We start from the raw sequence: 25,152 nt of genomic DNA on the forward strand, positions 1-25,152 counted from the left end.
AAAGCATAGTTACCAGATGGTCATATGTCTTAAACTTCTTACAATAATGATTGGAATTGTGCGCAAGGGTTAACTGTTCGACTTTAGCGCCCGGGATATAAGAAAGTAGCTGATTGAAGATCGGCTGTCCGGTAAAAAATGTACTTTTGGGCATAAGTTCAAACTTTGGGTGTGGTAATTCAAAGTTAAACTTTACAGGGGCTATTTGCCCCTGTTTTTTTCTTTAATATGTTTACCGGACAACAGTGAGTAGTGAGTAGTGAGTAGTGAGTAGTTGTGAGTTGTGAGGTCTGAGTTGTGAGTTGTGAGTTGTGAGTTGTGAGGTCTGAGTTGTGAGTTGTGAGGTCTGAGGTCTGAGTTGTGAGGTCTGAGGTCTGAATAAAATAGCCAACAAGATAAAAAATCCAAAAAATCTGATCAATCTGCTTAATCGCGGTTCAGAAAAAAATCCTGTTAATCTTGCTAAATCCTTAAATCGTGTTATGAATGCAACAATTGACGAATTAATATTATTGGCTGGTGGAACCTTTCTTATAGTTTGGGGGATAGGGAAAATAAATGAACGTCGTAAATTACTGAAATCCGGAATTAAGGTTGATGGTGTTGTTTTTAGATTAGAAGAGCGCTTAAGCAGCGGAACAGACCGGATGCTTTTATACTATCCGGTAATTAGGTATGTTACTTTAGATAAAAACTGGATAACCGAAGAATATGGTGTTGGTTCTAATCCTTCTGTATATAAAGAAGGGGACATTGTCAAAATAATATATGACCCTGCAGATCAAAAGCATTTTATAATTGATAACTTTTCAACTAAAATTTTCGGATGGGTCCTTGCCTTAATAGGTGTGGCAATATTAGCAGGTGTATTAATTTACTATATATTAAACCAATATTCTTCAAATTAACGGATGATTGTCAATCTTAATCTGCCGGTTGTGAAGGAGGAATGACATCCAAAAATAAAAAGACTGTCGTCCTGAGTACCTACCCATGACATGTTCTATTTTTGAAGCAGGTAGGCCTGTCACCCTGAGCCCGTCGAAGGGTCGCGCGTAGAGGCCTTTGCCCGCCATGGTTCGACAAGCTCACCATGACAGTCCTTTTCACAATGTCATTCCCCTTTCAGAATTTAACGAAATTTTACCACCCAGGCTGACAGTAACATGGATATGCCATGGGGAGTTACTTCACCGGAGCAGGAGCGGTTTCCTTTTTATATTCCTCATTTAGGCCAGCAAGTACTTCTTTGGTCACATCAAGGCTTTCATCACCGTAAAGCAATGATGGGTTTGATTTTGAGTAAGTAAGTACTATTTTATAGCCTTTTGTTTTAGTATAAGTTTTTAAGTATGCGGTTATACGGTCGTAAAGCTTTGTGTTTTGCTCAGCTTCTTCATCCTGCAATTGCTTGCCTGTATTTTGCGATAGGGCTTGTAATGCCTGTTGTTTTGCTGCCAGGCGTTTCTCTGTAGCGGTACGCTGTACCAGGCTAAGTGAAGCTGCGGTTTTTTGATAAGTGGCTACTTCCTTTTGAAATGCTGTGCCTTTTGCTGTAATTTCGGCTTGGGCTCTTTGCGAAAGATCCTGCAATTTAAATTTCACAGCTTTATAATATTCATAATTGTTAATAAGCGAATCTGAATTAACAAAGACAACTGTATTGACAGTGCCGGTTGCAGGTGCGGTTTGCGCACTTGCGGCAAGCGAGGTCAATATAATAAACGCGGCGATGATAGTATGCTTCATAATTTATATGATTTAAAAACCGCCAAGTTACAGGTTAAAACTAAAAGGGCCCGCCCATTCAGGAAAAAATAAAAATATCTTCTCATTATTGTTCTGATTTTGTGCTGTTTATGGATAAACATAATTTTATTTTTGATACTTCTTGCAGAAGAAGTAAAGGGTTATTTGAAAAGGGACAAGCGGTGCTACCAGTGCAGAAAAATCGCTTTTAAACTTTTTATTTACAAACGGTTAACCTTTAAAAGATAATACACTTTTAAGCTGCCTCGTAGAGGCTACCTGTTTGTAGAAAACGAATAGTTACCCTTTTTTGCTCCTTAGGAGCTACCTTCCTTCAGGATCAACTTTTAAAAGCGATTTACCTGCTCTAATGGTGATGCTGGCTGCATTATATAAAAAAAAGCATATAATATCCCCGAAATTTTTATCTTGACGCTATGAAAAAACTGCTGTTGCCTTTACTTTTCTTTTCTTTAAAGCTTTGCGCGCAGGATGCCGCTAAAATTCACCAGAAAGCAATTTTAATAGATACTCATAACGATGTATTATCTAACCAACTGATTACGAAGTTTGATTTGGGTAAACGGCAAACCGAGGGCGATTTTGATTTGGTACGCGCCAGAGAGGGAGGGTTGGATGCACAGATTTTCTCTATCTGGTGTGGCGAAAATTATGGTAAAGGTACCGCCTTTGCTTTTGCCAACCGCGAAATTGATTCTTTGTACGCGCTTATTAAACGTTATCCGGATAAAATTACGCTGGTACACAACAGCGCCGAACTGAAAAAAGCGGTAGATCAGAAAAAGCTGGCCGCACTGATAGGGGTTGAAGGCGGGCATATGATTGAAGACCGCATGGATTATATTGACAGCCTGGCCAAACGCGGCATGAATTATTTAACCCTTACCTGGAACAACAGCACCTCGTGGGCAACTTCGGCCCGCGATGAGGTGACCAAAAAAGACAGCCTCAAGTTTTTAGGCCTTACCGATTATGGTAAGCAAATTGTTAAGCACCTGAACCAGTTGGGTGTTATGGTTGATGTATCGCACGTAGGCGAACGCACCTTTTACGATGTATTGGCTACCACTACCAAACCTGTTATTGCATCGCATAGCTGTGCCTGGAGTATTGACGCCAGCAGGCGCAATATGAAAGACGATCAGCTAAAAGCCCTGGCCAAAAACGGCGGTGTTATCTGCCTTAATTTTTACAGCGGATTTGTGGATAGCGCCTATTCGCCAAAAGTGGCCGTGTTTTTACATCAGCATAAAGCCGAGCTGGATTCGCTTACCAAAATTTACAATGATGGCGACCTGGCCAACATCAGGCTGAACGCGATGTATAAAGCCGAATCGGACAAAATTCGCCCGCCGCTGAGTTTACTCATTCATCACATCGATTACATTGTGAAGCTTATAGGGGTTGATCATGTAGGTATCGGCTCAGATTTTGACGGTGCCGAATCCTATCCGCTGGGCCTGGATAGCGTGAGCGATTATCCAAAAATTACCGAAGAACTGCTGAAACTAAACTACACCGAAAAAGATATCGATAAAATTTTAGGCGGCAATGTGATGTGGGTTTTAAAGGCAAATACGGGGAAATAATTATATTTGCGGTAACCTTTTTATCACGATATGATTAAAAAATTACTCTTCATTTTGTTTTCCGTAACTGTTATCAGTTCAAATCTATATGCCCAGGATAAGTATGTAGTTTTTATGGATCGTAATGGCGAACGCGTTACTGATAGGATGCAGGCGGTTTCTTATTCATTTATCCAAAAGCTGCAAGATTCGGCATGGTTTGTAAAAGAGTTTGATATGAGCGATACTATCCTCTCGTCGGGCTATTACAAAGATGAAAAATTGACTATCCCAACTGGTAAATTCATTTATTACGAAAAAAAACAGCCATTAACCGGGTTCGCAGGCATAAATGTGGATACCATGAACCATATAAAAATTTCGGGATATTTTTTAAATGGCAAAAAAAATGGTGTTTGGCGCGAGTATGAAAATGGCAGGCTACAATATTTAAAAACTTACATTAACGACAAATTGGATGGGTTATACCAGAATTTTAGCATGGCAGGTGATGGGGTTGTTTTTGAGGGTTACTACGTTAACGGACATAAAGAGGGCGATTGGTGTACTTTGGGGAGTGATGGTTTTGCAGACAGGGTAGAGGTTTATAATAAAAAAGGGGTTGTAGTAAAGAAATATAATTACGTTTTAAGCGATTTTCGTGCACCGGAGATGCCATATAACCTGGGTACTTACATGAAACGCAAGACCGAAAATTACGTTTTTAAAAGAAGCACGGGCAAAATTGTTGTAAGTTTTGTTGTTACAAAAGAGGGGAGCATCACAAATCCTAAAGTAGTCACCTCTTTTGATCAGGAGCTTGACGATTTGGTTGTTGATGCTTTAACCAGTTCTGCAAAATGGAAGCCGGCGTTTGCAAAAGGGCAAAATATCAATTGCAATTTTACCATAACCCTTAATATCTACGAGTCATCGTTGAATTTAGGCAATCCGGCTAATCTCCATAAAAAATACAATCTTCAGACTGTTTCCTACCAATAAATTGTTTACCCTTCACTGACCCTGTAATTCCACTTTTTTTATAAATTTGTGCCTCATTTATAACAAATGTCTGAAGAATTAGAACACGTAAAATGCCTGATCATCGGATCGGGTCCGGCGGGATATACTGCTGCCATATATGCCTCAAGAGCCGATCTTAAACCGGTAATGTATACTGGTTTATTAGCCGGCGGGCAACTAACACAAACAACCGACGTAGAGAACTTCCCTGGTTATCCGGAAGGCATCATGGGCCCCGAAATGATGGAAGATTTCAGGAAACAGGCCGAACGCCTGGGTACCGACATCCGTTTTGGCTACGTAAGCTCGGTCGACTTTACCAGCCTGCCGCATAAAGTGGTGGTTGATGAAGTAAAAACCATTCTTGCCGATACCGTTATTGTTTCTACAGGAGCATCGGCCAAATGGCTGGGGTTGCCATCTGAGCAAAAATACAGTGGCTTTGGCGTTTCGGCCTGTGCTGTATGCGATGGTTTCTTTTTTAAAGGCCAGGATGTAGCCATTGTAGGCGCCGGCGATACCGCTGCCGAAGAAGCTACCTACCTTGCCAAATTATGCCGCAAGGTTTACATGATTGTTCGCCGCGATGAATTCCGCGCCTCAAAAGCAATGGTACACCGCGTGAAAAATACACCAAACATCGAGATATTGTACAATACCGAAACCAAAGAGATTCTTGGCGATGGCCAGAGCGTAACCGCGGTTAAGGTAATTAACAACGTTACCAATGTTGAAACCGACCTTGACGTTACCGGTTTTTTTGTGGCGATAGGTCATCACCCCAACACCGATATTTTTAAAGGCTGGTTAAATATGGATGAGACTGGTTATATCATTACCCGCCCCGGATCAACAGAAACCAATGTAGAGGGCGTATTTTGCTGCGGCGATGCCCAGGACCATATATACCGTCAGGCCGTAACAGCGGCAGGCACCGGTTGTATGGCCGCCATTGATGCCGAGCGTTACCTTGCCGGTAAAGAGCATGTGGTAACGGCGTAAAAGCTCCACCCAACCCTCCCTTAAAGGGAGAGGGCTTTGTGAAAATATTTGCAAGCCATCTGGAAACGGGTGGCTTTTTTTATTGGGTGTTTTTTGTATTGGTTGTTAAAACAACGGTTCCATGCCGGGTTTTATGGTAAACATTTTTAATTGGTTTATCGGTTTAGCTAAATATATCCTTCAGCCGGGGGACTAAATCAATAGCAAAGCCTGCCTGTCTTTCAGACTTTTTTTCTGAATTTTTCTAAAAAAAACGACTTTATTTTTTTTTGAAGTTTTTTGTGTTTTTTTTGAAATAAATTGTCGGTTTTTTGTGTAAAATTTGAAATTAATTGCCTTATTTTTAACTATTTATGAACGGACAGCAGGCAGCTTTGAAATATGAAAAGAAGCAGGTAAATTTGTATTGGTTACCAATAAAATATAACAGTTTCCGTGTTGTTTTGCACGGTATTGTATTTGTCGAATTCGCTTTAATTTGGCTGAAGCAGCGTTTGTTAATTTTAACCATCATCCTATACAGCATGGATTCAAAAACATGCTTTTGTTACAATAGAAAACTTCTTGTAATTTTTTAAAAAGTTATATATTCACGGCTCAGTACMAATCTCATACTACTATGCTCAAAAAGTCTGTCGTGATGCTAAGCGCATTGTTAACCGTGTTTACTATTGTTAAAGCCCAGGATACCGATCCGTATGCGGGGATTATCCCGGCGCCAGTGTCGCTCACAAAAGCTCCCGGAACTTTCCTGTTCAGCCAGGAAACAAAGGTGCAGGCCGATTCGCCGTCAAACACAGCAGTGTTGTTTTTTAAAGATTACCTGGCCGGCAGCCAGGCGTATAACGCGGCCATTGTTGCAAAAAATGCCGGGGCAGCCTCCAATGTTATCACATTAACATCAGCCGGTACCGATAACCTGCCAGCCGAAGGTTACCGCCTAACCATTACCCCACAGCAAATTACTGTTGCCGGTAAGGGGGCCGGTTTGTTTTACGGCATTCAAACGCTTATTCAGTTATTCCCAGCCAATAGGGCTGCCACGGCTAAATTGCCTTGTGTGAAAATTGAGGATTATCCTCGTTTTGGCTACCGTGGTGCCATGCTTGATGTAGGCCGGCACTTTTTTGGCGTAGAGATGGTTAAAAAATATATCGACCTGCTGGCAGCCTACAAGCTAAATAACTTTCACTGGCACCTTACCGAAGACCAGGGCTGGCGCATCGAGATAAAAAAATATCCAAAGCTTACCCAAATCAGCAGTATGCGTGCGCAAACGCTTATTGGTGGCTACCGCGATAAAACACCACAGCAATTTGACGGCACCCCTTACGGGGGATTTTACACCCAGGATCAAATTCGCGATGTGGTAAAATATGCCGCCGCCAGGTACATCAACATCGTACCCGAAATTGAAATGCCCGGCCACTCGCAAGCCGCATTGGCCGCTTATCCCGAGCTAAGTTGCGACCCGACCAAAACCTATAAAGCTGCCGAAACCTGGGGTGTATTTAAAGATATCTACTGCCCGAGCGATAAGACCTTTGTTTTTATCCAGGATGTTTTAACCGAAGTAATGGAACTGTTCCCCAGCAAATACATCCACATTGGTGGCGACGAAGCCCCTAAGGATGCCTGGAAACAATCGGCATTTTGCCAACAGCTGATTAAAAAACTTAAACTAAAGGATGAAAATGAGCTGCAAAGCTATTTTATACAACGGGTTGAGAAATTTGTAAATTCCAAAGGCCGCAACATCATTGGCTGGGACGAGATTTTAGAGGGTGGACTTGCACCTAACGCTGCTGTAATGAGCTGGCGCGGCGAAGAAGGCGGTATTGCAGCCGCCCAGCAAAAACATAATGTGATTATGACACCTGGCAGCCACGGGCTTTATATAGACCACGGCCAAGGCAAGCCAAGCCAGGAGCCACTAAGCATTGGCGGCAACGAGCCATTGTCAAAAATTTATAGCTACGATCCAACTCCCGAAGCTTTAACACCCGAACAAAAAACTTACATTATGGGGGTACAGGCCAACCTTTGGACCGAGTATGTAGCCACCGAAGCTAAGGTGGAGTTTATGCTGCTGCCACGCTTAATGGCCTTATCTGAAATTGCCTGGAGCCCGTTAGCTAACAAAAACTTTAAAGATTTTAGCGAAACCCGTTTACCATCGCACTTAGCCTGGCTGGATAAAAACAACCTGGATTACCACGTGCCGGTTGCCATTGGCGCAAAAGATACGGTAATGATTGGTTCGCAGGTAAGCGTGAACCTGAAATCACCCGTTGATGGCGCAAAAATTTACTATACTATTGATGGGTACACGCCGCGCGAAACCGATTTGGAGTATCATATTCCCATGAACTACGATGTACCAACCGACCAGTACCGCGAATTACAAACTATTGTAATTACCCCATCGGGCAAGCACAGCAACGTTACCCGTACATTGGTTTACAATAAAGCACCTTTTGCTGCCGTTAACTATACAGGCAACGCAAGTGGCCTTAAATACCAATTATTTACCGGCACTTTTGGCAGCACCAGTCAATTAATAGGCTTGCCAACTGATAGCGGAGCGGTAAAAAACTTTAGCACAACAGATTTCAGGAAAAGTAAAGGTAAGTTTGGTGTAATTTACAACGGATTTATTAATATTGAGGCTGATGGCAACTATGGCTTCTCAACATTATCGGCCAATGGCTCGGTTTTATTGATAGATGACCAGGTTGTGGTTGATAATGATGGCAAGCATATAGCCAACGAGCAATTTGGCGCCGCGCCTTTATTAAAAGGTTACCACAAGTTTACATTGAAATATGTAGACGCCGGTGGCAACAACACGTTGAAGGTTTTTATATCGGCGCCAGGCAAAACCAAGGCCGAGTTGACAGCTGATGTGCTGAAAAATTAACAGAAGGATAAAACTTATAATGGTCAGGAGATTTTATTATATAGCTTTTTTTATGGCCGCGTTAGCTATAGCCGGCTGTGGCGGTAATCAACCTAAAACTGCCGGCCCGCCTGCAAAGTCTAAAATGCCCGAACTGATGAAACCGTTCAGGTTTCATAAAATGATTGAGGTTTCGCCAGGGCAAAACTATGATGTATTTAGCTGGGGCAGGGGATCGCAGGAGGCGGGTGCCTTTATGATCCTGCACTCCGATTCGTCAGCGATAAAATATACCACCACAACCGGCGATTTGGAAGGCCAGATTATTGATGTATATAATTCTGATATGGATGTAGATGGCAACCCCGAAATATTAATAGCTGCAAAATCAAAAGATACCATTAACCGCACCAGCATTTATGCATTTGAGTTTAGCAACGATAATGGTAAAGCCAACAAACTCGATTTTCCTAAACTGAACAGCTCGCAGCGTAAAGGTTACCGGGGCGACGACAATTTTTACATTCGCGATGGCAAACTTATCCGGGAATTCCCAATTTATAAAGGCAGTGGTAAAGATGCTGCTTCAACAGGCGCAAAACGCCAGTTGGAATATGGGTTAAGCCGCAACGAATTTACTGTAAAGCAGCTAAGCAAAGATTCTGTTGATGTAGCTCCAAAGGCGGGTACAGCAAATGCCGCACCAAAGAAACAAGACGATAAGCCAATAACCAAAAAATCTGAAAAGAAAAGTTCTTCTAAATCAAGCAAGAAGAAAAAGCATAAAAGGCATAGGGAGTAAAAATCGTTGATAACATGGCTATAGACTTACGAAGTTTTTAAAACTTCGTAAGTCTGCGCACTCAGCTATTAATTCGTTGGCCTGTCAGCTAAGCTGATACCCCAATGCTCGTTGGCTTTTGGTCCCATTACAAATTCAAGGGTACCGCCTTTCATGATATCTTGCTGTGTGATAAATGTATGGGTGTATGGCTTGCCGTTAAGCCTGGCCGACTGGATATAAATGTTTTTAGCCGAGGTGTTTGGAGCGAGCACTGTAAACTGCTTATTCAGCGGAAGCCGCATTACAGATTTGCGCATCACCGGCGTGCCTATCACATAAACGCCACTTGCCGGGTTTACCGGGTAAAACCCCATGGTACTAAAAACGTACCATGCCGACATTTGCCCGCAATCTTCATTTCCTGCATATCCTGAAGATGAAGTGTTATAAAGTTCGCCGCAGATTTTGGCCACATACATTTGTGTTTTCCATGGCTGGCCGGCATAATTGTACAGGTAGGTAATATGATGACTTGGCTCATTGCCATGCGCATACTGGCCAATAAAGCCGGAAGCATTGCCGTTTACCTCGCCGGGTTTGCTGTTAAGGGTGAAAAACGTATCAAGTTTGGCTGTGAATTTCTGCTCCCCGCCAAATAAAGCTATAATTCCTTTAACATCGTGTGGTACATACCAATCATATTGCCAGGCATTGCCCTCGGTATACGGGTTACCGCCATTGCCGCCATATTGCAGTGGATTGAATGGTGCAAGCCATTTGCCATCTGTGTTTTTTGCCCTGAAAAATCCGGTCTGCGCGTCATACAGGTTTCTAAAATATTGTGATCGTTTTATAAAACGGGTATAGTCGGCAGTTTTGTGAAGTTTTTTAGCCAGTTGTGCAACGCACCAATCGTCATAGCCCATCTCGAGCGTAACAGATACCGATTGTGATAAAACATTCTCGGGTATGTAGCCATATTTTTCCCAGGCCTTAAACGGCGAGCCGGGATGATTTGTCACCGACGAGTTTTTTACTGCCTCATAAGCCTGGTTAATATCTATACCAGGAATGCCCTTTAAAATGGCGTCAACTATTACAGGTATGGCATGGTTGCCAATCATGCAATAATTTTCCTGCCCCCACAGTTGCCAGATGGGCAAGTAGCCATAAGCTTTGTATTGGCTTATCATGTTGTTAACAAACCCGGCGCTCCGTTCTGGCTGCACAAGCGTATAAAGCGGATGGGCGGCACGATAAGTATCCCATAAGGAGAAAGTGCTATAGAAACCCCCTTTTGTGTTGTGTATGGTGTAATCGATGCCTGTATAATCGCCGTTTACATCTGCATAGTTGTTTGGTTGAATGAAAGTGTGGTACAATGCCGTATAAAAAATCTGTTTTTGTTGCTCTGTGCCGTCAACCCTTATTTTATCCAGTTCTTTTTCCCATTTGGCATCAGCCTGGGCTACTGTTTTAGCAAAATCCCAACCTGGTATCTCGGTAATCAGGTTCAGCTTTGCATTTTTTGTGCTTACGGTAGATAGGCCTACTTTGGCCATTAGCGGTGTACCATCGGCGGTATCAAAATTCAGCACCGCGCGTAAATCGGTACCGTTTAATAACTGTTGGTCAAAATACTGGGTTCCGCCGTCAACAAGATCGTTGCTTTTGATGGCTTTGTTAAATTCGGCAAAAAAATAAACCTTACGCAATTTGGCCCAGCCGGTAATCACCCTAAAACCTTCAATTGCGTGATCATTTATCATGTGAAATTGGGCGGCGATAACATGGCAGCCAAAATTTGGCTTTTTAAGCGAATGATTTAGATCGATTATCACCCTGCCTTTACTGTTTTTGGGGAAGCTATATTTGTGAAACCCTGCATGTTCTGTAGCGGTAAGCTCGACATTTACGCCATAGTCATCCAGCTTAACCTGGTAATAACCAGCCCTTGCCGATTCTTGATCGTGCGAAAACCTTGAACCGTAGCCGCTGCCGGCCTGTTGTGCATTGCCAGCTCTTGTTTTTTCGTCGCCGGTATAGGGCATAAATAAAATATCAAACAAATCGGGCGCTCCTGTGCCGCTTAAATGGGTATGGCTAAAACCGGCTATAAAGTTATCGTTATGGTCGTACCCGCAGGCAGCATCCCATTCTGGTTCATCACGGGTATCCGGGCTTAGTTGTACCATACCAAACGGAACTGTAGCGCCTGGATAGTTATTACCAGATAAACTACCTTTAACTGCGCCTGTACCAATAAAAGGGTTTACATAAGGGGTTAGTTTCCTGATAGTTTGAGTATGTGCTACAAATCCAATAGCTAACAGTGCGCCAAGACAACAGGCATTTTTATAAAAATTGATCATGTTTTAGGTTGATGATTTTTTACCCCATGGCAAGGGAATTGAACTTGCTAAAAATATAGTTATCCTGGCAAGTACTAAATAGACAATATGCTAAATTGAATGGATAATTTACTTGTAGCACGGGTGTGTTATCCCGTATTCTTCGCCGTAATACGGTATTGCTCGGGAGATGAGCCAATGTATTTTTTAAAAATGCGCGAGAAATAGTAGGGGTCTTCGTAACCCAATTCGGTAGCTACGGCTTTTATTTTATCGCTATTGGCATATAGCAGCTGACAAGCCTTTTGCATTTTTAAGTGAATAAAATAATCAATAGGGGGCATGCCGGTGGCTTTACGAAACAGGTTAGAAAAATGTGATACCGATAAACTATGCTTGCCGGACATATCTTCCACACTCAGTTTTTTGTTTAGGTTATTACGCATAAAGTGGACGGTTTTGGTGATGATGTCACCTTCATCATCCGTATCATGCTGAATGTGCCGCTCGGGCATCAAAAAAGTAGCTATAATATGATACAGGCAAAAGCACGTGCTGTTAATATTTTCAAGGCTGTAGCCCATTTCAAGGGTCTGGTAAATGTTTTGCCATATCGCTATCGCGTTTTCATTAAAAGGGATGTTCACCGGGCCGCGGCCGATGCTTAAGTTGAGCGATTTGTTAAAGCTGTCTATTTTATCACCAGTAAAATGTACCCAGTAAATGGTCCATGGGTCGTCATTATCGGCCCAATACCTCATATATTTATCGGTAGCCGGTATCAGTATAAACTGGTTGCTGCGTACCTCAAAACGCTTGTTATCCACAATATAATAACCTTTTCCCTGCAAACAGTAAATAAGTATGTTGTCTTCGCAGCCTTTTCGGCGTTCGCGATAATGAAATGCCGCCTTAGGAAAATAGCCTATATGCGTAATATAGATATGGAAAAGTTCGGGATGACGTTGTTTGGCATCGCGTAATACTTTTTGAGGAATGCTGATGAATTTTTCACCCTCAAAACCTTGCCGCCTTTTAAAGCTGTTACTCATCAAATATAATATTAAGGAATAATTGGTGTTACAGTGGGATATTACATCAGCAGAAACATAGCATCCGGTATTTGAATGCTATTATAGATAAAACATTCTATAAATTACAATCATTTAACCCGTATTGCAAACCTGCCACAACATTATGCCAATAAACCACAATTTTGCTGGTGGTTTAATTGAATAATCCATTAAAAAAAATGTTTTGGCTATTATAAACTCACAAACATCGGTTTACTTTTGGTTTGTTCGCAACAACCAATATAACCAGCGCTGTCGATCTTGCTTTTAAAGTTTGCCCTATTGCCGGTTAACGGCGGTAAACTATAAATGGTCTGCTTCAAGCCTTTATATGGTGAAAGCATTACAGATTAAATATTAAACGTGTGCACGCCCGGTTTTGCTCTGGCTACACTACAACATTTATATGCTATTAAAAAATAAAGTAATTTTTTTAACTGGTGGCACCGAAGGCATAGGCTTTGAGTGCGCCAGAATATACCACACAGCTGGCGCCAAGCTGGCTATTGTTTCTAATTCGGAGCGGAGCATTGATGAGGCCCGGTTAAAGTTACAATCGCTGGATGTCCTGTACCTTAAGGCTGATGTTTCAGTAGCTGCAGCGATAAGGCAGGCTATTGCCAAAGCTGTAGATTATTTTGGCAAAATTGATGTAATTCATAATAACGCGGGCATCAGCAACCCTTCAAAAGCTGTTCATGAAACCACTGCTGATGAGTGGGATGCCCTTTTTGATGTAAATGTGAAGAGCATATTTAACACTACCCGGTATGGCATTGATGAACTTAAAAAAACGCGCGGCAATATTCTGAACACCAGCAGCCTGGTTGGCGATATGGGCCAGGAGATACATGCCGCATACAGCGCAACCAAAGGCGCTGTAAACGCTTTAACCAAATCAATGGCGCTTGATTATGCACCTTACGGCATTCGCGTTAACGCGGTGGCTCCCGCGGGTGTTTGGACACCCATGCTACGGGCCTGGAGCCAGCAGCAGCCCGATACCAATTCAATTGAAAATTACCTGGATAACATTCACGCCCTGGGATATTGCCCCGAAGGTGATGTGGTGGCCGATGCCTGTTTGTTCCTGGTATCAGACCAGGCCCGTTTCGTAACCGGTTGTATTTTACCTGTTTCCGGCGGCGCCGAATTAGGTTATCGCCGCGTGTTAAATCAAGTTACTTAATCAATCCCCAAAAAAACTATATACAATATGATTAAAAATATTCAGGTTGATGATATTCGTTATAAGCTTGATGGCGCGGCCGGTAGCGATGCCATCCATACCGACCCTGTTTACTCATACGCGGTAACCCGTTTATTTGACGATAGCGGCCATACAGGAGTTGGCTTTGCATTTACTTTGGGCGAGGGTAACGATTTGGTTTGTAAAGCTGCGCAATATTATGCCGATAAAATTAAAGGCAGGGACATTGAAGATACTATGTCCAATTTTGGCGATTTGTTCAGAAGCTTGTCTAACGATCAGCAATTTCGCTGGCTGGGGCCACATAAGGGAGTCGTGCATTTGGCCCTTGCTTCGGTTACTAATGCCTGTTACGATCTGTGGGCCAAAAAGCGAGGGCTACCATTATGGAAACTGTTAACAGACTTAACTCCTGAACAGATTGTATCCACTTTAGATCTGTCGTACCTTGAAGATGAGTTGACTCATACTCAGGCAGTCGCCATGCTCAAAGAGCAACAAACTACCAAAGCAGTCCGCGAAAGCATTTTGCAAAAAGGTTATCCCGGTTATGATACATCTATAGGCTGGTTCAATTACTCTGATGAGAAGGTACGCGAAAACTGCAAAATTGCATTGGCCGAAGGTTTTACCGCCATGAAGCTTAAAGTGGGCTCGGCCGACCCTGAAAGGGATATTCGCCGTGCGCATATTGTGAGGGAAGTTGCCGGCGATAGCGTAAAGGTAATGCTTGATGCAAACCAGCAATGGAACCTGCCACAGGCGATATCGATATGCAATAAACTTAAAAGCATGAATCCTTACTGGATAGAGGAGCCAACTCACCCGGATGATGTATTAGCCCATAAAACTCTGGCAGATGCTATTTCGCCGCTGAAACTGGCTTTAGGAGAGCATGTGCCCAACAAAATCATTTTTAAAAATTACCTGCAAACCCGCTCGGCTTCATTTATCCAGGTTGATGCGGTAAGGGTAGGGGGCGTAAGTGAATTTATAACCGTGAGCCTGCTATGCAAAAAATACGGGGTACCGGTTGTGCCACACGTGGGCGATATGGGCCAGCTGCACCAGCACCTGGTTTTGTTTAACCACATAGCAATTGGTCACGAGGCTTTATTTTTAGAACACATCCCACACCTGCAAAAGCATTTTGTAAACCCTGTGAATATAACCGGCGGCGTATACCAAACACCACAGGAACCAGGGAGCAGCTGCGATTTGAAAGTTTTAAAATAAGAATCAAGAATTAAGAGTCAAGAATCAAGAAAGAAGTTGCATAGTTGTGGCAACAAAATTCGTTGGGTTGTCTTGACTCTTGATTCTTAACTCTTGAATCTCAAAAAAATATGATACACACACCAGATCTGATCATTAGTGGCTTGTACATAGCGGCGATATTTATTATCGGGTTATGGTCGGGTATTCGTCATCAGCAAAAAACAAAAAATAACAATAACGAGGCCGGCGAATATTTTCTTGCAGGTAAAAAACTGCGCTGGCCAATGATCGGCCTGGCGCTATTTGCCACCAATATATCATGTGTGCACCTGGTGAGCCTTGCTCAAAGTGGGTTTGATACAGGCTTGCTAAATGGCGACTTTGAGTGGATGGCAGCATTTACCCTAATACTATTGGCTTTGTTTTTTGCACCTTTTTATATCAAATCAGGCGTATCAACACTGCCCGATTTTTTAGAAAAACGTTATGACAGGGCCAGCCGCGACTGGCTGGCTATTATATCGGTAGTATCGGCGGTGCTAATTCATATCGCTTTTTCGTTACTGGCCGGCGGTATAGTATTGCACACGCTGTTTGGGGTTGATATGTATACCAGTGTTATCATCATCTCTATTATTACTACTATATATACTGTAGTTGGCGGTTTAACAGCCGTAGTAGTTACCGAATCTATCCAAACGGTGGTGCTTTTAGGTGGTGCTATTATCATGAGCATTGCGGCTTATACCAAAATGGGCGGTTGGGAGCCAATGGTTGAAGTATTAAAACATACCGGGCAGCTTAATAAACTATCTATGCTTCGCCCTCATGGCGATGCCAGTGGCATGCCCTGGTATGCTGTTTTCTTAGGTTATCCTGTATTGGGCATCTGGTACTGGTGTGCCGACCAAACCATTGTGCAGCGCGTTTTAGGCGCCAAAGATGAAAACCATGCCAGGGTTGGTCCGCTGTTTTGCGGCTTTATCAAAATATTACCTGTTTTTATTTTTGTGATGCCGGGCCTGTTTGCCTACACGCTGGCGCAAAGCGGGCACCTGGACATTTCGGCATTAAAAAGTGTGATTGATGGGAAAGAAGTGGTAAATAGCAAAGGGATTTATACGTTGATGATTACCCAGTTAATTCCTCCCGGGCTGATAGGCGTGCTTGTTGCCGCGCTATTATCCGGTTTAATGAGCCAGATATCGGGGGCGTTAAATTCAATATCAACCATTGTAAGCTACGATATTTATAAAAGATACAAACCCGAAGCAACAGACAAAAAACTGGTGACCATTGGAAAAATAGCAGCCGGTGTAGCACTCGTTCTGTCGTTAATGTTGTTGCCGCTACTCAATAATTACGAAAGCATATTTAATGGTTTAAATGACATTATAGCCCACATAGCGCCGCCAATAACCTGTGTGTTTTTGTTAGGCGTATTTTGGGAAAAGGCATCGGCTGTTTCGGCCAAATATACTTTATGGATAGGCTCGGCAATAGGGGTAGCTGTGTTCATCATCGGTAAGGTTTACCCTGCAAGCGCAATTGGCTCAATTCCTTTTATGATGATGGCTTTTTATCTTTTTGTTGTGTGCCTGTGTTTACAGWTCGTATTATCGTATATGTACCCCGTTCAGCATACCAAAGAAAGTGCTACCCTGTATTGGAAATCGCCGTGGGAACCTTTGCGCGGTGTAGCCTGGAGAGGTTTAGGCAGCTATAAAGTACTTTCGGTTTTGTTAATTGGCATAATGGCCGTATTGTTTTACATTTTCAGGTAATGGCATCATGAACAAAGTTCTCCATCAAATTAAACAGTTTGCAATTATACTCATCACTTGCAGCATCGGCATATTTGCCTGTAAAAGCGGCGGCAAGAAAATAGCCCTACCACAGGATACTGCATCAAGAAAAGCAGTGCGGTCCACGAATGTACAGCGTTTTGGTATGTTAACAGGCTTAAAGCCCGAAAAAATGGCCTATTATAAACAATTGCATGCGCATGCCTGGCCGGATGTTTTGAAAAAGATAAAAGAGTGTAACATTCGCAATTACTCCATCTATATTCAAAAAATAGGAGATAAATATTTTTTGTTTAGTTACTTTGAATATGTGGGCGCTGATTTTAAGGGCGATATGGCCAAAATGGCGGCTGATACCACCACCAGACGCTGGTGGAAAGAAACCGATCCAACGCAAATGCCCCTACCCGAGGCCGCTGCCCACAAGCAGCAATGGCAAACAATGGAAGAGGTGTTTCATACGGAATAAAACCTTTGTTTAATTTAAATCGTAAAAAAAACATCCTGTTTTGTTAATTGGTTAAAATTGAAGTGGTATCGTAAAAATAAAGTGGTGTTTTAACAGCGAATATTCCATTGTTAGTGAAAAACGTAATGTTTAACTTTAATGGATTTTATTTAGTTTTGATTTTTAAACTGTCGGATCACCAATGGCGACTGTTGCGTTATAAACCTGACGTGTTTTTTTGAGTTTTAATTGCGTGCTTATAACATTTTACCAAGAGGGAATAATGCAGGTAGGTATTGTAACGGATTAGCTTTTTAAAAATTATAAATAAAAATCTAAATAATTTGATAATTACCTGTTAATTTAAAATATGAGGAAAATTTTACCCTTTAACAAAAACGTTATCTTTTTTGAACTGCATCCGTTTAGTACGTTGGTAATAAATGCGATGCCCTTTGCTGGTTATACAAATCAGGCCCGCTAAATGAAAAAGGTGGGTGGTTATGTCTAGTTACGGCACATACACAGATGAGCAGCTTACCGCCCTTTTAAAAGAGGGGGATCATGCTGCTTATACCGAAATTTACCGCCGGTACTGGAAAAAATTGTTGTTAATAGCCTGGAATCACAGTAAAGATGAGCTTGCTGCGAAGGATATTGTACACGATGTATTTATATCGTTGTGGGAAAGATATCCCGAGGTTGAGATCAATAATCTTTCCGCTTTCCTGGCAACATCGGTAAAGTTTACCGTTTACAAGTACTATCAAAAAGAGCAGCGCAGAAACGAGCTGGCGTTAAAAAATTACGAGTATGAAGCTACCGTAAACGATGAACATAAGCTGGACGCGATTTTTTTACAGGAGTATGTAAACGGAATTGTTGAAAAAATGCCCGAAAAATGCCGCCTGGTATTTGGCTACAGCCGTAACCTGGGGATGAAAAATTCAGAGATAGCTACCAAAATACAAATTACCGAGAAAGGGGTTGAAGCAAACCTTACCCGCGCGCTCCGTATTATCAGGGGCGAACTTAAAAATCACGGCTGGATACTTATAGTAGCTATTCATATCCACCGGCTTTTCAAATAAAAAGAGAAGTGCGATTCCTGCCTTCTTTAATTAAATAAACTTTTTTTAATAACCATGTAGGGTACCGTTGTTTTCGCGGTACATCTGTATACTAAAGCGCAATACCAATTGAACCGCCAAGCCATTTATAAGTTAATACGTAAGTATAAAGATAATACTGCGACCGAATCGGAAAAGGAAACTTTAACCGAATGGTACCGTAATGTAGCCAACCAGGATGCCGAATTTCCCGACGACGAAGACAGCGTTGAGGAGGAAATGCTTTTGCGCCTGAATCAGCAAACTAAACCTCAAAAACCGCATCGCTTTTTTTTGAAGCGCTGGTCAGTTGCAGCATCTATACTTTTTTTGCTTTCTGCAGGAACCATTTTTTTTATAAAAAAAAATGGGAATGTTCAGCAGCCAGGCTTAGTTCATAATACGATCATAGCACCAGGCGGCAACAAAGCCATCCTAACTTTGGCCAATGGTCAAAAAATATCGCTTACAGACGCGCAAAAAGGGCAAATTACTCAGCAGAGGGGAGTTCAGATATCAAAAACTGCCGATGGCCAACTGGTTTATACAGCAGCGGATGATAGTAATGGAGGTTTAAATGGAGTTGCTGTAGCGCAATATAACACCATGGAAACACCAAGGGGAGGCCAATTCCAATTGTTTTTACCCGATGGCACCAGGGTATGGCTTAATGCAGCATCCTCATTAAAATACCCGGTAGATTTTGGATCAGCCGGCGAACGCCGGGTTGAATTAAGTGGCGAGGCCTATTTTGAGGTAGCCCATAATAAAGACAGGCCGTTCCGGGTAATAACCAACAGGCAGGTAGTTGAAGTTTTGGGCACCCATTTCAATGTAAATGCTTATAACGACGAACCAAATACCAAAACCACATTGCTTGAGGGTTCGGTGAAAGTCAGCAGCGGCGATAAAAGCGCCATGTTAAAGCCCGGTCAGGAAGCAAGCCTTATAGACCACCTTAAGGTATCTGATGTGGATACTGAAGAAGCTGTTGCCTGGAAGAATGGCTATTTCAGGTTTGATGATGAGCGTTTGGAAACCGTTATGCGCAAAGTGTCCCGCTGGTACAATGTAGATGTTGTTTATCGGGATAATGATGTTAAAGACGATTTGTTTGCCGCTGTAACAACCCGCTTTGCCAATATATCAACACTGCTTAAAATAATGGAACAAACGGGTGATGTTAGTTTTAGTATTGAAGGATCAAAGATTATTATAACCAAAAAGGCAAAAAAGTAAACTGCCAAAACCAATATATAACCAATTATCAACCCTAAATTAAAACAGCATTATGAAGAAAAACACTACCTGAAGAGTAAAAGATAGCTTATGATATAAGTAAGATCAGGAACACTCGCGATGTTCCCGATCTAAAAGCTTATAAGCTAAAATGCTAATGTGACTCCACTTTTAACTTTAACAGCCTTAACAAATGTATAAAAATTTTACTACAAACATTTGTATGCCTTCGGGCTACATCAAGAAATTTCTGCTCATAATGAAGATGACAAGCTTTATGCTCATGCTTGCTTTTATGCAGGTGAGCGCAGCGGTTTTTTCACAAAAAATCACTTATGTAAATAAGGATGCTACGCTAAAGCAAGTATTTAAACAAATTAATAAGCAAACCGGGTACAATATATTCTGGTCGCCCAAAACCATTAACAGCAATCATAAGATAGATGCCGCTTTTAAAGATGCGTCTATTGACCAGGTGCTTGCTACTTGTTTAAAAGACTTTCAGCTAACTTATTTAATTGAAGGCAAATCGGTTATTATTAAAGATCCGCCGGTTGTAAATACCGCCACACCCATTGAAGCCGTTGCCGATATCACCATAACAGGTACCGTTAAAAATGAAAAAGGCGAGGCCCTGGTTGGGGTTACCATCGCCGCTGCCGGCGACAAAAAATCTGGTACACTAACTGATAACAACGGAAAGTTTGTTTTGGATGTAAAAGATGGTACGGAAATTAAAATTTCTTATATCGGTTACAAAACCCAAACAATTACGGTTACAGCTGGCAAAAAGGTTTACAATGTTATAATGGTTGAAGACGTTACTGCAGCCGAAACGGTAGTTGTAACAGCTTACGGCCGCAAACAGTTAAAGGAAGCCATTGTAGGCTCGGTTACCACTGTAAAGCCCGGCAATTTAAAAATACCTGCAAGTAACCTAACCAATGCCTTGGCGGGTCAGGTTGCTGGTGTTATAGCATTTACCCCAAGCGGCCAACCCGGACAGGATAATGCCAAATTCTTTATCAGGGGTGTAACTACATTTGGTTATAAGCAAGACCCGCTGATTTTGATAGATAACGTTGAACTAACTACTAATGATCTTGCCCGTTTAAATGTGGATGATATCGAAAGTTTTTCGGTACTGAAGGATGCAAGCGCCACCGCGCTTTACGGTGCCAGAGGTGGTAATGGCGTAATTTTGGTTAAAACCAAAGAAGGTAAAGCAGGCAAAGCCCAGATTAATGTGCGGGTTGAAAACTCACAATCACAATCGGCAAAAACCATTGCACTTGCAGACCCCATTACCTATATGAGGCTTTTTAACGAAGCTACGCGCACCCGTTACCCCCTGGACCCGCTGCCATATGATGAAAATAAAATCATTAACACACAGGCCACTATTAATCATGCTCCCGGCAGTAACCAATACGTTTACCCGGCTACCGATTGGCTTAATATGTTGTTTAAAAAACGCGCCAATACGCAGCGCGCCAATTTAAGTTTACAAGGTGGAGGTGGTGTTGCCCGCTACTATGTTGCAGGTGCATTCACAAACGATAACGGTATTTTACGCACCGATATCAGGAACAATAACAACAACAACGTTAATTATAAAACATACCAGTTACGGTCGAACGTAAACATTAACGTAACCAGTAAAACGGAGTTAATTATCCGCTTATCAGGTACTTTTGCCGATTACAATGGCCCGCTTACCAGCGATGGAACCCAGCAAACACAGCTTTATAACCTGGCATCGCACACCAGCCCGGTTGATTTTCCGGCTTATTACCCGGCAGATTCTGCCAACTTGCGCACGCAGCACATCTTATTTGGTAATTCGCCGGCAACATCCAATACAGATGGTGGCAGCCAATACATAAATCCATACGCTGAGTTATTAAAGGGGCACCAGAACTCGTCGGAATCGAGAATGCTTGCGCAGTTGGAATTAAACCAGAACCTGGATTTTTTGACATCGGGTTTAAATTTTCATGCAATTATGAGCACCAACAGGCACTCATTCTTCCAATCGTATTTAAGTTACAGCCCTTTTTATTATAATGCTATCAACTACGATAAAGCCACCAATACCTACCAGCTAAACTGGATAAATAACCTGCCTACCGGTAATAACGTAGCGAGGGAATATTTGCAATATAATTCATTCGGTAACAATGCAAGTTCGTTCCTGTATTTGCAAGGCGTGTTGGATTATGCCCACACTTTTGCCGCCGACCATAGTGTGAGCGCAGCTTTAATTGGTACCGAGCAGCAAACACTTAACGGACCAGCAAATTCACTATTCAATTCATTGCCTTTCCGTAACCAAACTTTAGCAGGTAGGGCAACCTATTCATACAAAGGGAGATATTATCTTGAATTTAACTTTGGTTTAAATGGATCGGAGCGTTTCTCAGCAGCCCATCGTTACGGGTTTTTCCCAACCATTGGAGCATCCTGGATTGTATCAGACGAAAAATTCTGGGGCGATTTGTATAACGTGTTTGATAGGTTTAAACTGCGCGGCAGTTATGGCCTGGTGGGTAACGATGCCATCAGTGACAGGAGGTTTTTCTATTTATCTGATGTGAACCTTAATGGAGGTAACTTTGCCAGCTTTGGTCAAAACAATGGTTACTATCGCAATGGTGTGAGTATCAATAATTACGAAAATGATGATGTAACCTGGGAAACATCTAAACAAACCAACTTAGGCATTGAGTTTACCTTGCTTAAAAAGATTAATGTAATAGCCGAGGTTTATAAAAATAACAAATACAATATCCTTCAGGATCGGTCTTCAATCCCATCAACTATGGGTCTTGAATCGGGTATTTCCGCCAATATTGGTAAGGCCRAATCAAAAGGTATCGATATATCGGTAGATGGTAAAGAAAACATTGGTAAGGATTTTTCTTTACAGATGAGAGGAAACTTTACTTATTCAACCAATAAATACACACAGTTTGAGGCTCCTGATTATGCCGAGTCTTACAGGCACCAGGTGGGCCAGCCTATTAACCGCCAATTTGGTTACGTTGCCGAAAGGTTGTTTGTTGACGATAACGAAGCGGCCAACTCACCTTCGCAAATATTTAGTACAGGCGGCTTCCCTCCAAAGGGTGGTGATATTAAATACCGCGATTTAAATGGCGATGGTAAAATTGATGGCGCCGATCAAACTTTTATTGGTAATCCAACGGTGCCACAAATTGTTTATGGTTTTGGTCTATCGGCCAGTTATAAAAACTTTGATCTTTCCGGGTTTTTCCAGGGACAGGCAAAAGTGTCTTTCTTTATTAACCCGGCTACAACAGCGCCATTTATAAAAAGCCCCGAGTCATACTACACCGGTAATACGCAAGTGTTGCAGGCATACGCTAATGATCATTGGAGCGAAGACAACCAAAACCTGTACGCGTTATATCCAAGGCTTGGCCCTGATGGCGCGTCTATTGAAAACAACAGGCAAAACAGCACCTGGTGGCTGCGCGATGGTAGTTTCCTGAGGCTTAAATCTATTGAGGTTGGCTATACTTTGCCGCTAAGGATATCAAAAGCCTTACTGGTAAAAAATGCGCGGATCTATTTTAACGGCTTAAACATGTTTACCTGGAGCCCCTTCAGATTATGGGATCCGGAATTGGGCGGCAACGGATTTGCATACCCTATTCAAAAGGTGTTTAACATAGGTTTAAATGTCAATTTATAACATTAAATAAATATGAAATCATATTATAAATATTTGGTCATGGCAGTTTTCGCAATCTCTTGCGTGTCATGTAAAAAGTACCTGGATGTTACGCCTGATAATGTTGGTACCATAGATTATGCGTTCAGGAACCGGAATGAAGCAGAAAACTACCTGTTTACCTGCTATGCTACTATTCAGCAATTAACTTATGTGCAAAACAACCCTGGTTTTACCACCTCGGGCGAGATCATATTCCCAAACAACCTGACAGATTTCCAGGGAATTGATCCAACCGGATTTAACCTGATCAGGGGTACGCAAAATGCGGGCAATCCCGGACTTAACTATTGGGATGGTTACAACGGCGGCCAGGCAACCTGGAAAGCTATCAGAAGGTGCAATACCATGCTGGAGAATATAGACAAGCCAATTGACCTTGGTGCTGATGAAAAGAAAAGATGGATAGCCGAGGTTAAGTTTTTGAAAGCCTATTATCATTTTGTGCTTTTCAGGCTATATGGCCCCATTCCGATTGTTGATGTAAACCTGCCTATTAACAGCTCAACCGACGAAGTGAGGGTTAAAAGGGCGCCGGTTGATTCGGTAGTAAATTATATGGTAAGGCTGCTCGACCAGGCTGCTGTAGATTTGCCGCCTGTAATACTTAACCCCACAAAGGAACTTGGCCGAATTACGCAGCCTATTGCACTGGCAGTTAAAGCACAAATATTGGCCACAGCCGCAAGCCCGCTTTTTAACGGTAATCCGGATTATATCAGTATAAAAAATAAAGATGGTAAGGCACTTTTCCCTGCGGCTTATGATGTTACCAAGTGGGATAAGGCAGCTGCCGCTTGTTTGGCTGCAATTACCAATGCCGAAGCAAATGGCGCTGCATTACACAAGTTTACAGCTACAGCAAGTGTTAACGGCATTAACGACTCATTAAAAACAGTTTTAGACCTGCAAACAACAATTACCGAAAAATGGGAGCTTAATACCGAGACAATATGGGCTTTAAATCCTGTATTTCCAGATCAGAGCTATTGTATGCCAAGACTTACCTCAAAAGCCGCGGCTAACCCGTCGTTTCAGGGTACTTTCGCTGTGCCAATACAGGAACAAGAGCTGTTTTATACCCACAATGGCGTACCCATTAATGAGGATAAAACCTGGGACTACCTGAACCGTTATGACACCCGCACAGGTGATGATGCCAACAGGTTTTATATAGGAAATGGCTATACTACAGTTAAAGCCCACTTTGACCGCGAACCAAGGTTTTATGCCGACATTGCTTTTGACGGCGGTACGTGGTTTGGTAACGGCCAATTGAGTCAAAATTCGCAATACTACGTTCAAGCACGAGGCAGTGGTGCATTGGCAGGGCCAACAGATAGGGTAAGGTTAAATATTACCGGCTACTGGCCTAAAAAACTGGTGAACTATTTAACTGTATATGACGATGGTTATACCATTGCTGATTATCGCCTGCCGGTAATAAGGTTGGCAGGCATGTATTTGCTTTATGCCGAGGCGTTGAACGAGCAGGGAAAAACCACCGCAGAAGTGTTGCCATGGCTTGACAAAGTTAGGGCAAGGGCCGGATTAAAAGGTGTTACCGAATCATGGACAACCTACTCAAAAGATCCTTCAAAATATACCACACAGGCTGGTCTTCGCCAGATCATTCACCAGGAATCGCGCATCGAACTTGCGTTTGAATGTACACCGGGCTGGGATCTTCGCCGCTGGAAAGAATTGCCGTTGGCCCTAAGCAAACCTTTGCAAGGTTGGAATATTTACGAATCATCGGCAACAAATTATTACCGCCCCGCCACCATGGTTATTCCAATATTTAATGTCAGGAATTATTTGTGGCCTATACTGAATGATGATCTGGTTGTTAATAATAACCTGGTTCAGAATTTAAACTGGTAAGTTAAGTGTCTA

At 42.3% G+C, this 25,152-nt stretch carries 18 protein-coding genes; 14 read left to right on the top strand and 4 right to left on the bottom strand.

Translation table 11 applies throughout. The features are described from left to right. On the bottom strand, positions 1-154 hold a 154-nt coding region (locus tag AC1DV1_RS25080; RefSeq protein ID WP_477365371.1), incomplete at its 3' end, for a DUF4372 domain-containing protein. Between the two features lie 328 nt (positions 155-482). Here AC1DV1_RS25080 and AC1DV1_RS25085 point away from each other — a divergent pair. Then, positions 483-908, top strand: coding sequence for a DUF3592 domain-containing protein (locus AC1DV1_RS25085; RefSeq protein ID WP_477365266.1), 426 nt, complete (start codon positions 483-485; stop codon positions 906-908). 277 nt (positions 909-1,185) lie between these two features. On the opposite strand, the gene AC1DV1_RS25090 is transcribed toward AC1DV1_RS25085, so the two are convergent. After that, positions 1,186-1,749, bottom strand: coding sequence for an OmpH/Skp family outer membrane protein (locus tag AC1DV1_RS25090; protein ID WP_477365270.1), 564 nt, complete (start codon positions 1,747-1,749; stop codon positions 1,186-1,188). Between the two features lie 437 nt (positions 1,750-2,186). Between AC1DV1_RS25090 and AC1DV1_RS25095 the strand changes: the two genes are divergently transcribed. From AC1DV1_RS25095 to AC1DV1_RS25115, 5 genes are all read left to right on the top strand, one after another. Then, on the top strand, positions 2,187-3,359 hold the full coding sequence (locus AC1DV1_RS25095) for a dipeptidase (protein WP_477365274.1): 1,173 nt from the start codon (positions 2,187-2,189) through the stop codon (positions 3,357-3,359). A 30-nt stretch (positions 3,360-3,389) separates the two neighbouring features. Continuing rightward, positions 3,390-4,340: an energy transducer TonB gene (locus AC1DV1_RS25100; protein ID WP_477365277.1), complete on the top strand. Its 951-nt coding sequence runs from the start codon at positions 3,390-3,392 to the stop codon at positions 4,338-4,340. 66 nt (positions 4,341-4,406) lie between these two features. After that, a complete protein-coding gene (trxB, locus tag AC1DV1_RS25105) occupies positions 4,407-5,363 on the top strand; it encodes a thioredoxin-disulfide reductase (protein WP_477365280.1) in 957 nt (318 codons plus the stop codon). A gap of 619 nt (positions 5,364-5,982) precedes the next feature. Beyond that, the gene (locus AC1DV1_RS25110) at positions 5,983-8,283 is read left to right on the top strand and encodes a family 20 glycosylhydrolase (RefSeq protein ID WP_477365283.1); all 2,301 of its coding nucleotides are present in this window, start codon (positions 5,983-5,985) and stop codon (positions 8,281-8,283) included. A gap of 19 nt (positions 8,284-8,302) precedes the next feature. Further along, positions 8,303-9,064 (top strand): hypothetical protein, encoded by a 762-nt coding sequence (locus AC1DV1_RS25115; RefSeq protein ID WP_477365286.1) that lies wholly within the window; start codon positions 8,303-8,305, stop codon positions 9,062-9,064. Positions 9,065-9,132: 68 nt separating this feature from the next. Here the strand turns inward: AC1DV1_RS25115 and AC1DV1_RS25120 are convergent, their stop codons facing one another. Next, positions 9,133-11,418, bottom strand: coding sequence for a GH92 family glycosyl hydrolase (locus AC1DV1_RS25120; RefSeq protein WP_477365289.1), 2,286 nt, complete (start codon positions 11,416-11,418; stop codon positions 9,133-9,135). Positions 11,419-11,546: 128 nt separating this feature from the next. Next, positions 11,547-12,449: an AraC family transcriptional regulator gene (locus AC1DV1_RS25125; protein ID WP_477365292.1), complete on the bottom strand. Its 903-nt coding sequence runs from the start codon at positions 12,447-12,449 to the stop codon at positions 11,547-11,549. Positions 12,450-12,876: 427 nt separating this feature from the next. Here AC1DV1_RS25125 and AC1DV1_RS25130 point away from each other — a divergent pair, with 427 nt between their 5' ends. The 8 genes from AC1DV1_RS25130 to AC1DV1_RS25165 all read left to right on the top strand — a co-directional run bounded on the left by AC1DV1_RS25130 (position 12,877) and on the right by AC1DV1_RS25165 (position 25,140). Further along, entirely contained in the window at positions 12,877-13,659 is a 783-nt protein-coding gene (locus AC1DV1_RS25130; RefSeq protein ID WP_477365295.1) for an SDR family NAD(P)-dependent oxidoreductase, read from the top strand. Positions 13,660-13,686: 27 nt separating this feature from the next. Further along, positions 13,687-14,916, top strand: coding sequence for an enolase C-terminal domain-like protein (locus AC1DV1_RS25135; RefSeq protein WP_477365298.1), 1,230 nt, complete (start codon positions 13,687-13,689; stop codon positions 14,914-14,916). A 110-nt stretch (positions 14,917-15,026) separates the two neighbouring features. After that, the gene (locus AC1DV1_RS25140; protein WP_477365301.1) at positions 15,027-16,682 is read left to right on the top strand and encodes a sodium:solute symporter; all 1,656 of its coding nucleotides are present in this window, start codon (positions 15,027-15,029) and stop codon (positions 16,680-16,682) included. 7 nt (positions 16,683-16,689) lie between these two features. Continuing rightward, positions 16,690-17,172, top strand: coding sequence for an L-rhamnose mutarotase (locus AC1DV1_RS25145; protein WP_477365304.1), 483 nt, complete (start codon positions 16,690-16,692; stop codon positions 17,170-17,172). Between the two features lie 482 nt (positions 17,173-17,654). Further along, positions 17,655-18,242: a sigma-70 family RNA polymerase sigma factor gene (locus AC1DV1_RS25150; RefSeq protein ID WP_477365307.1), complete on the top strand. Its 588-nt coding sequence runs from the start codon at positions 17,655-17,657 to the stop codon at positions 18,240-18,242. A gap of 108 nt (positions 18,243-18,350) precedes the next feature. Further along, entirely contained in the window at positions 18,351-19,499 is a 1,149-nt protein-coding gene (locus AC1DV1_RS25155; protein WP_477365310.1) for a FecR family protein, read from the top strand. Positions 19,500-19,692: 193 nt separating this feature from the next. Beyond that, the gene (locus tag AC1DV1_RS25160) at positions 19,693-23,217 is read left to right on the top strand and encodes a TonB-dependent receptor (protein WP_477365313.1); all 3,525 of its coding nucleotides are present in this window, start codon (positions 19,693-19,695) and stop codon (positions 23,215-23,217) included. A gap of 39 nt (positions 23,218-23,256) precedes the next feature. Next, positions 23,257-25,140: a RagB/SusD family nutrient uptake outer membrane protein gene (locus tag AC1DV1_RS25165; protein WP_477365316.1), complete on the top strand. Its 1,884-nt coding sequence runs from the start codon at positions 23,257-23,259 to the stop codon at positions 25,138-25,140. Positions 25,141-25,152: the final 12 nt, after the last annotated feature.

The organism is Mucilaginibacter sp. P4_D1, assembly GCF_056401935.1.

Excerpts from the sequence above, each read along its gene's own strand:
- AC1DV1_RS25085 (WP_477365266.1), top strand. The coding sequence starts at position 483 with ATGAATGCAACAATTGACGAATTAATATTATTGGCTGGTGGAACCTTT.
- AC1DV1_RS25090 (WP_477365270.1), bottom strand. The coding sequence starts at position 1,749 with ATGAAGCATACTATCATCGCCGCGTTTATTATATTGACCTCGCTTGCC.
- AC1DV1_RS25095 (WP_477365274.1), top strand. The coding sequence starts at position 2,187 with ATGAAAAAACTGCTGTTGCCTTTACTTTTCTTTTCTTTAAAGCTTTGC.
- AC1DV1_RS25100 (WP_477365277.1), top strand. The coding sequence starts at position 3,390 with ATGATTAAAAAATTACTCTTCATTTTGTTTTCCGTAACTGTTATCAGT.
- trxB (WP_477365280.1), top strand. The coding sequence starts at position 4,407 with ATGTCTGAAGAATTAGAACACGTAAAATGCCTGATCATCGGATCGGGT.
- AC1DV1_RS25110 (WP_477365283.1), top strand. The coding sequence starts at position 5,983 with ATGCTCAAAAAGTCTGTCGTGATGCTAAGCGCATTGTTAACCGTGTTT.
- AC1DV1_RS25115 (WP_477365286.1), top strand. The coding sequence starts at position 8,303 with ATGGTCAGGAGATTTTATTATATAGCTTTTTTTATGGCCGCGTTAGCT.
- AC1DV1_RS25120 (WP_477365289.1), bottom strand. The coding sequence starts at position 11,418 with ATGATCAATTTTTATAAAAATGCCTGTTGTCTTGGCGCACTGTTAGCT.
- AC1DV1_RS25125 (WP_477365292.1), bottom strand. The coding sequence starts at position 12,449 with ATGAGTAACAGCTTTAAAAGGCGGCAAGGTTTTGAGGGTGAAAAATTC.
- AC1DV1_RS25130 (WP_477365295.1), top strand. The coding sequence starts at position 12,877 with ATGCTATTAAAAAATAAAGTAATTTTTTTAACTGGTGGCACCGAAGGC.
- AC1DV1_RS25135 (WP_477365298.1), top strand. The coding sequence starts at position 13,687 with ATGATTAAAAATATTCAGGTTGATGATATTCGTTATAAGCTTGATGGC.
- AC1DV1_RS25145 (WP_477365304.1), top strand. The coding sequence starts at position 16,690 with ATGAACAAAGTTCTCCATCAAATTAAACAGTTTGCAATTATACTCATC.
- AC1DV1_RS25150 (WP_477365307.1), top strand. The coding sequence starts at position 17,655 with ATGTCTAGTTACGGCACATACACAGATGAGCAGCTTACCGCCCTTTTA.
- AC1DV1_RS25165 (WP_477365316.1), top strand. The coding sequence starts at position 23,257 with ATGGCAGTTTTCGCAATCTCTTGCGTGTCATGTAAAAAGTACCTGGAT.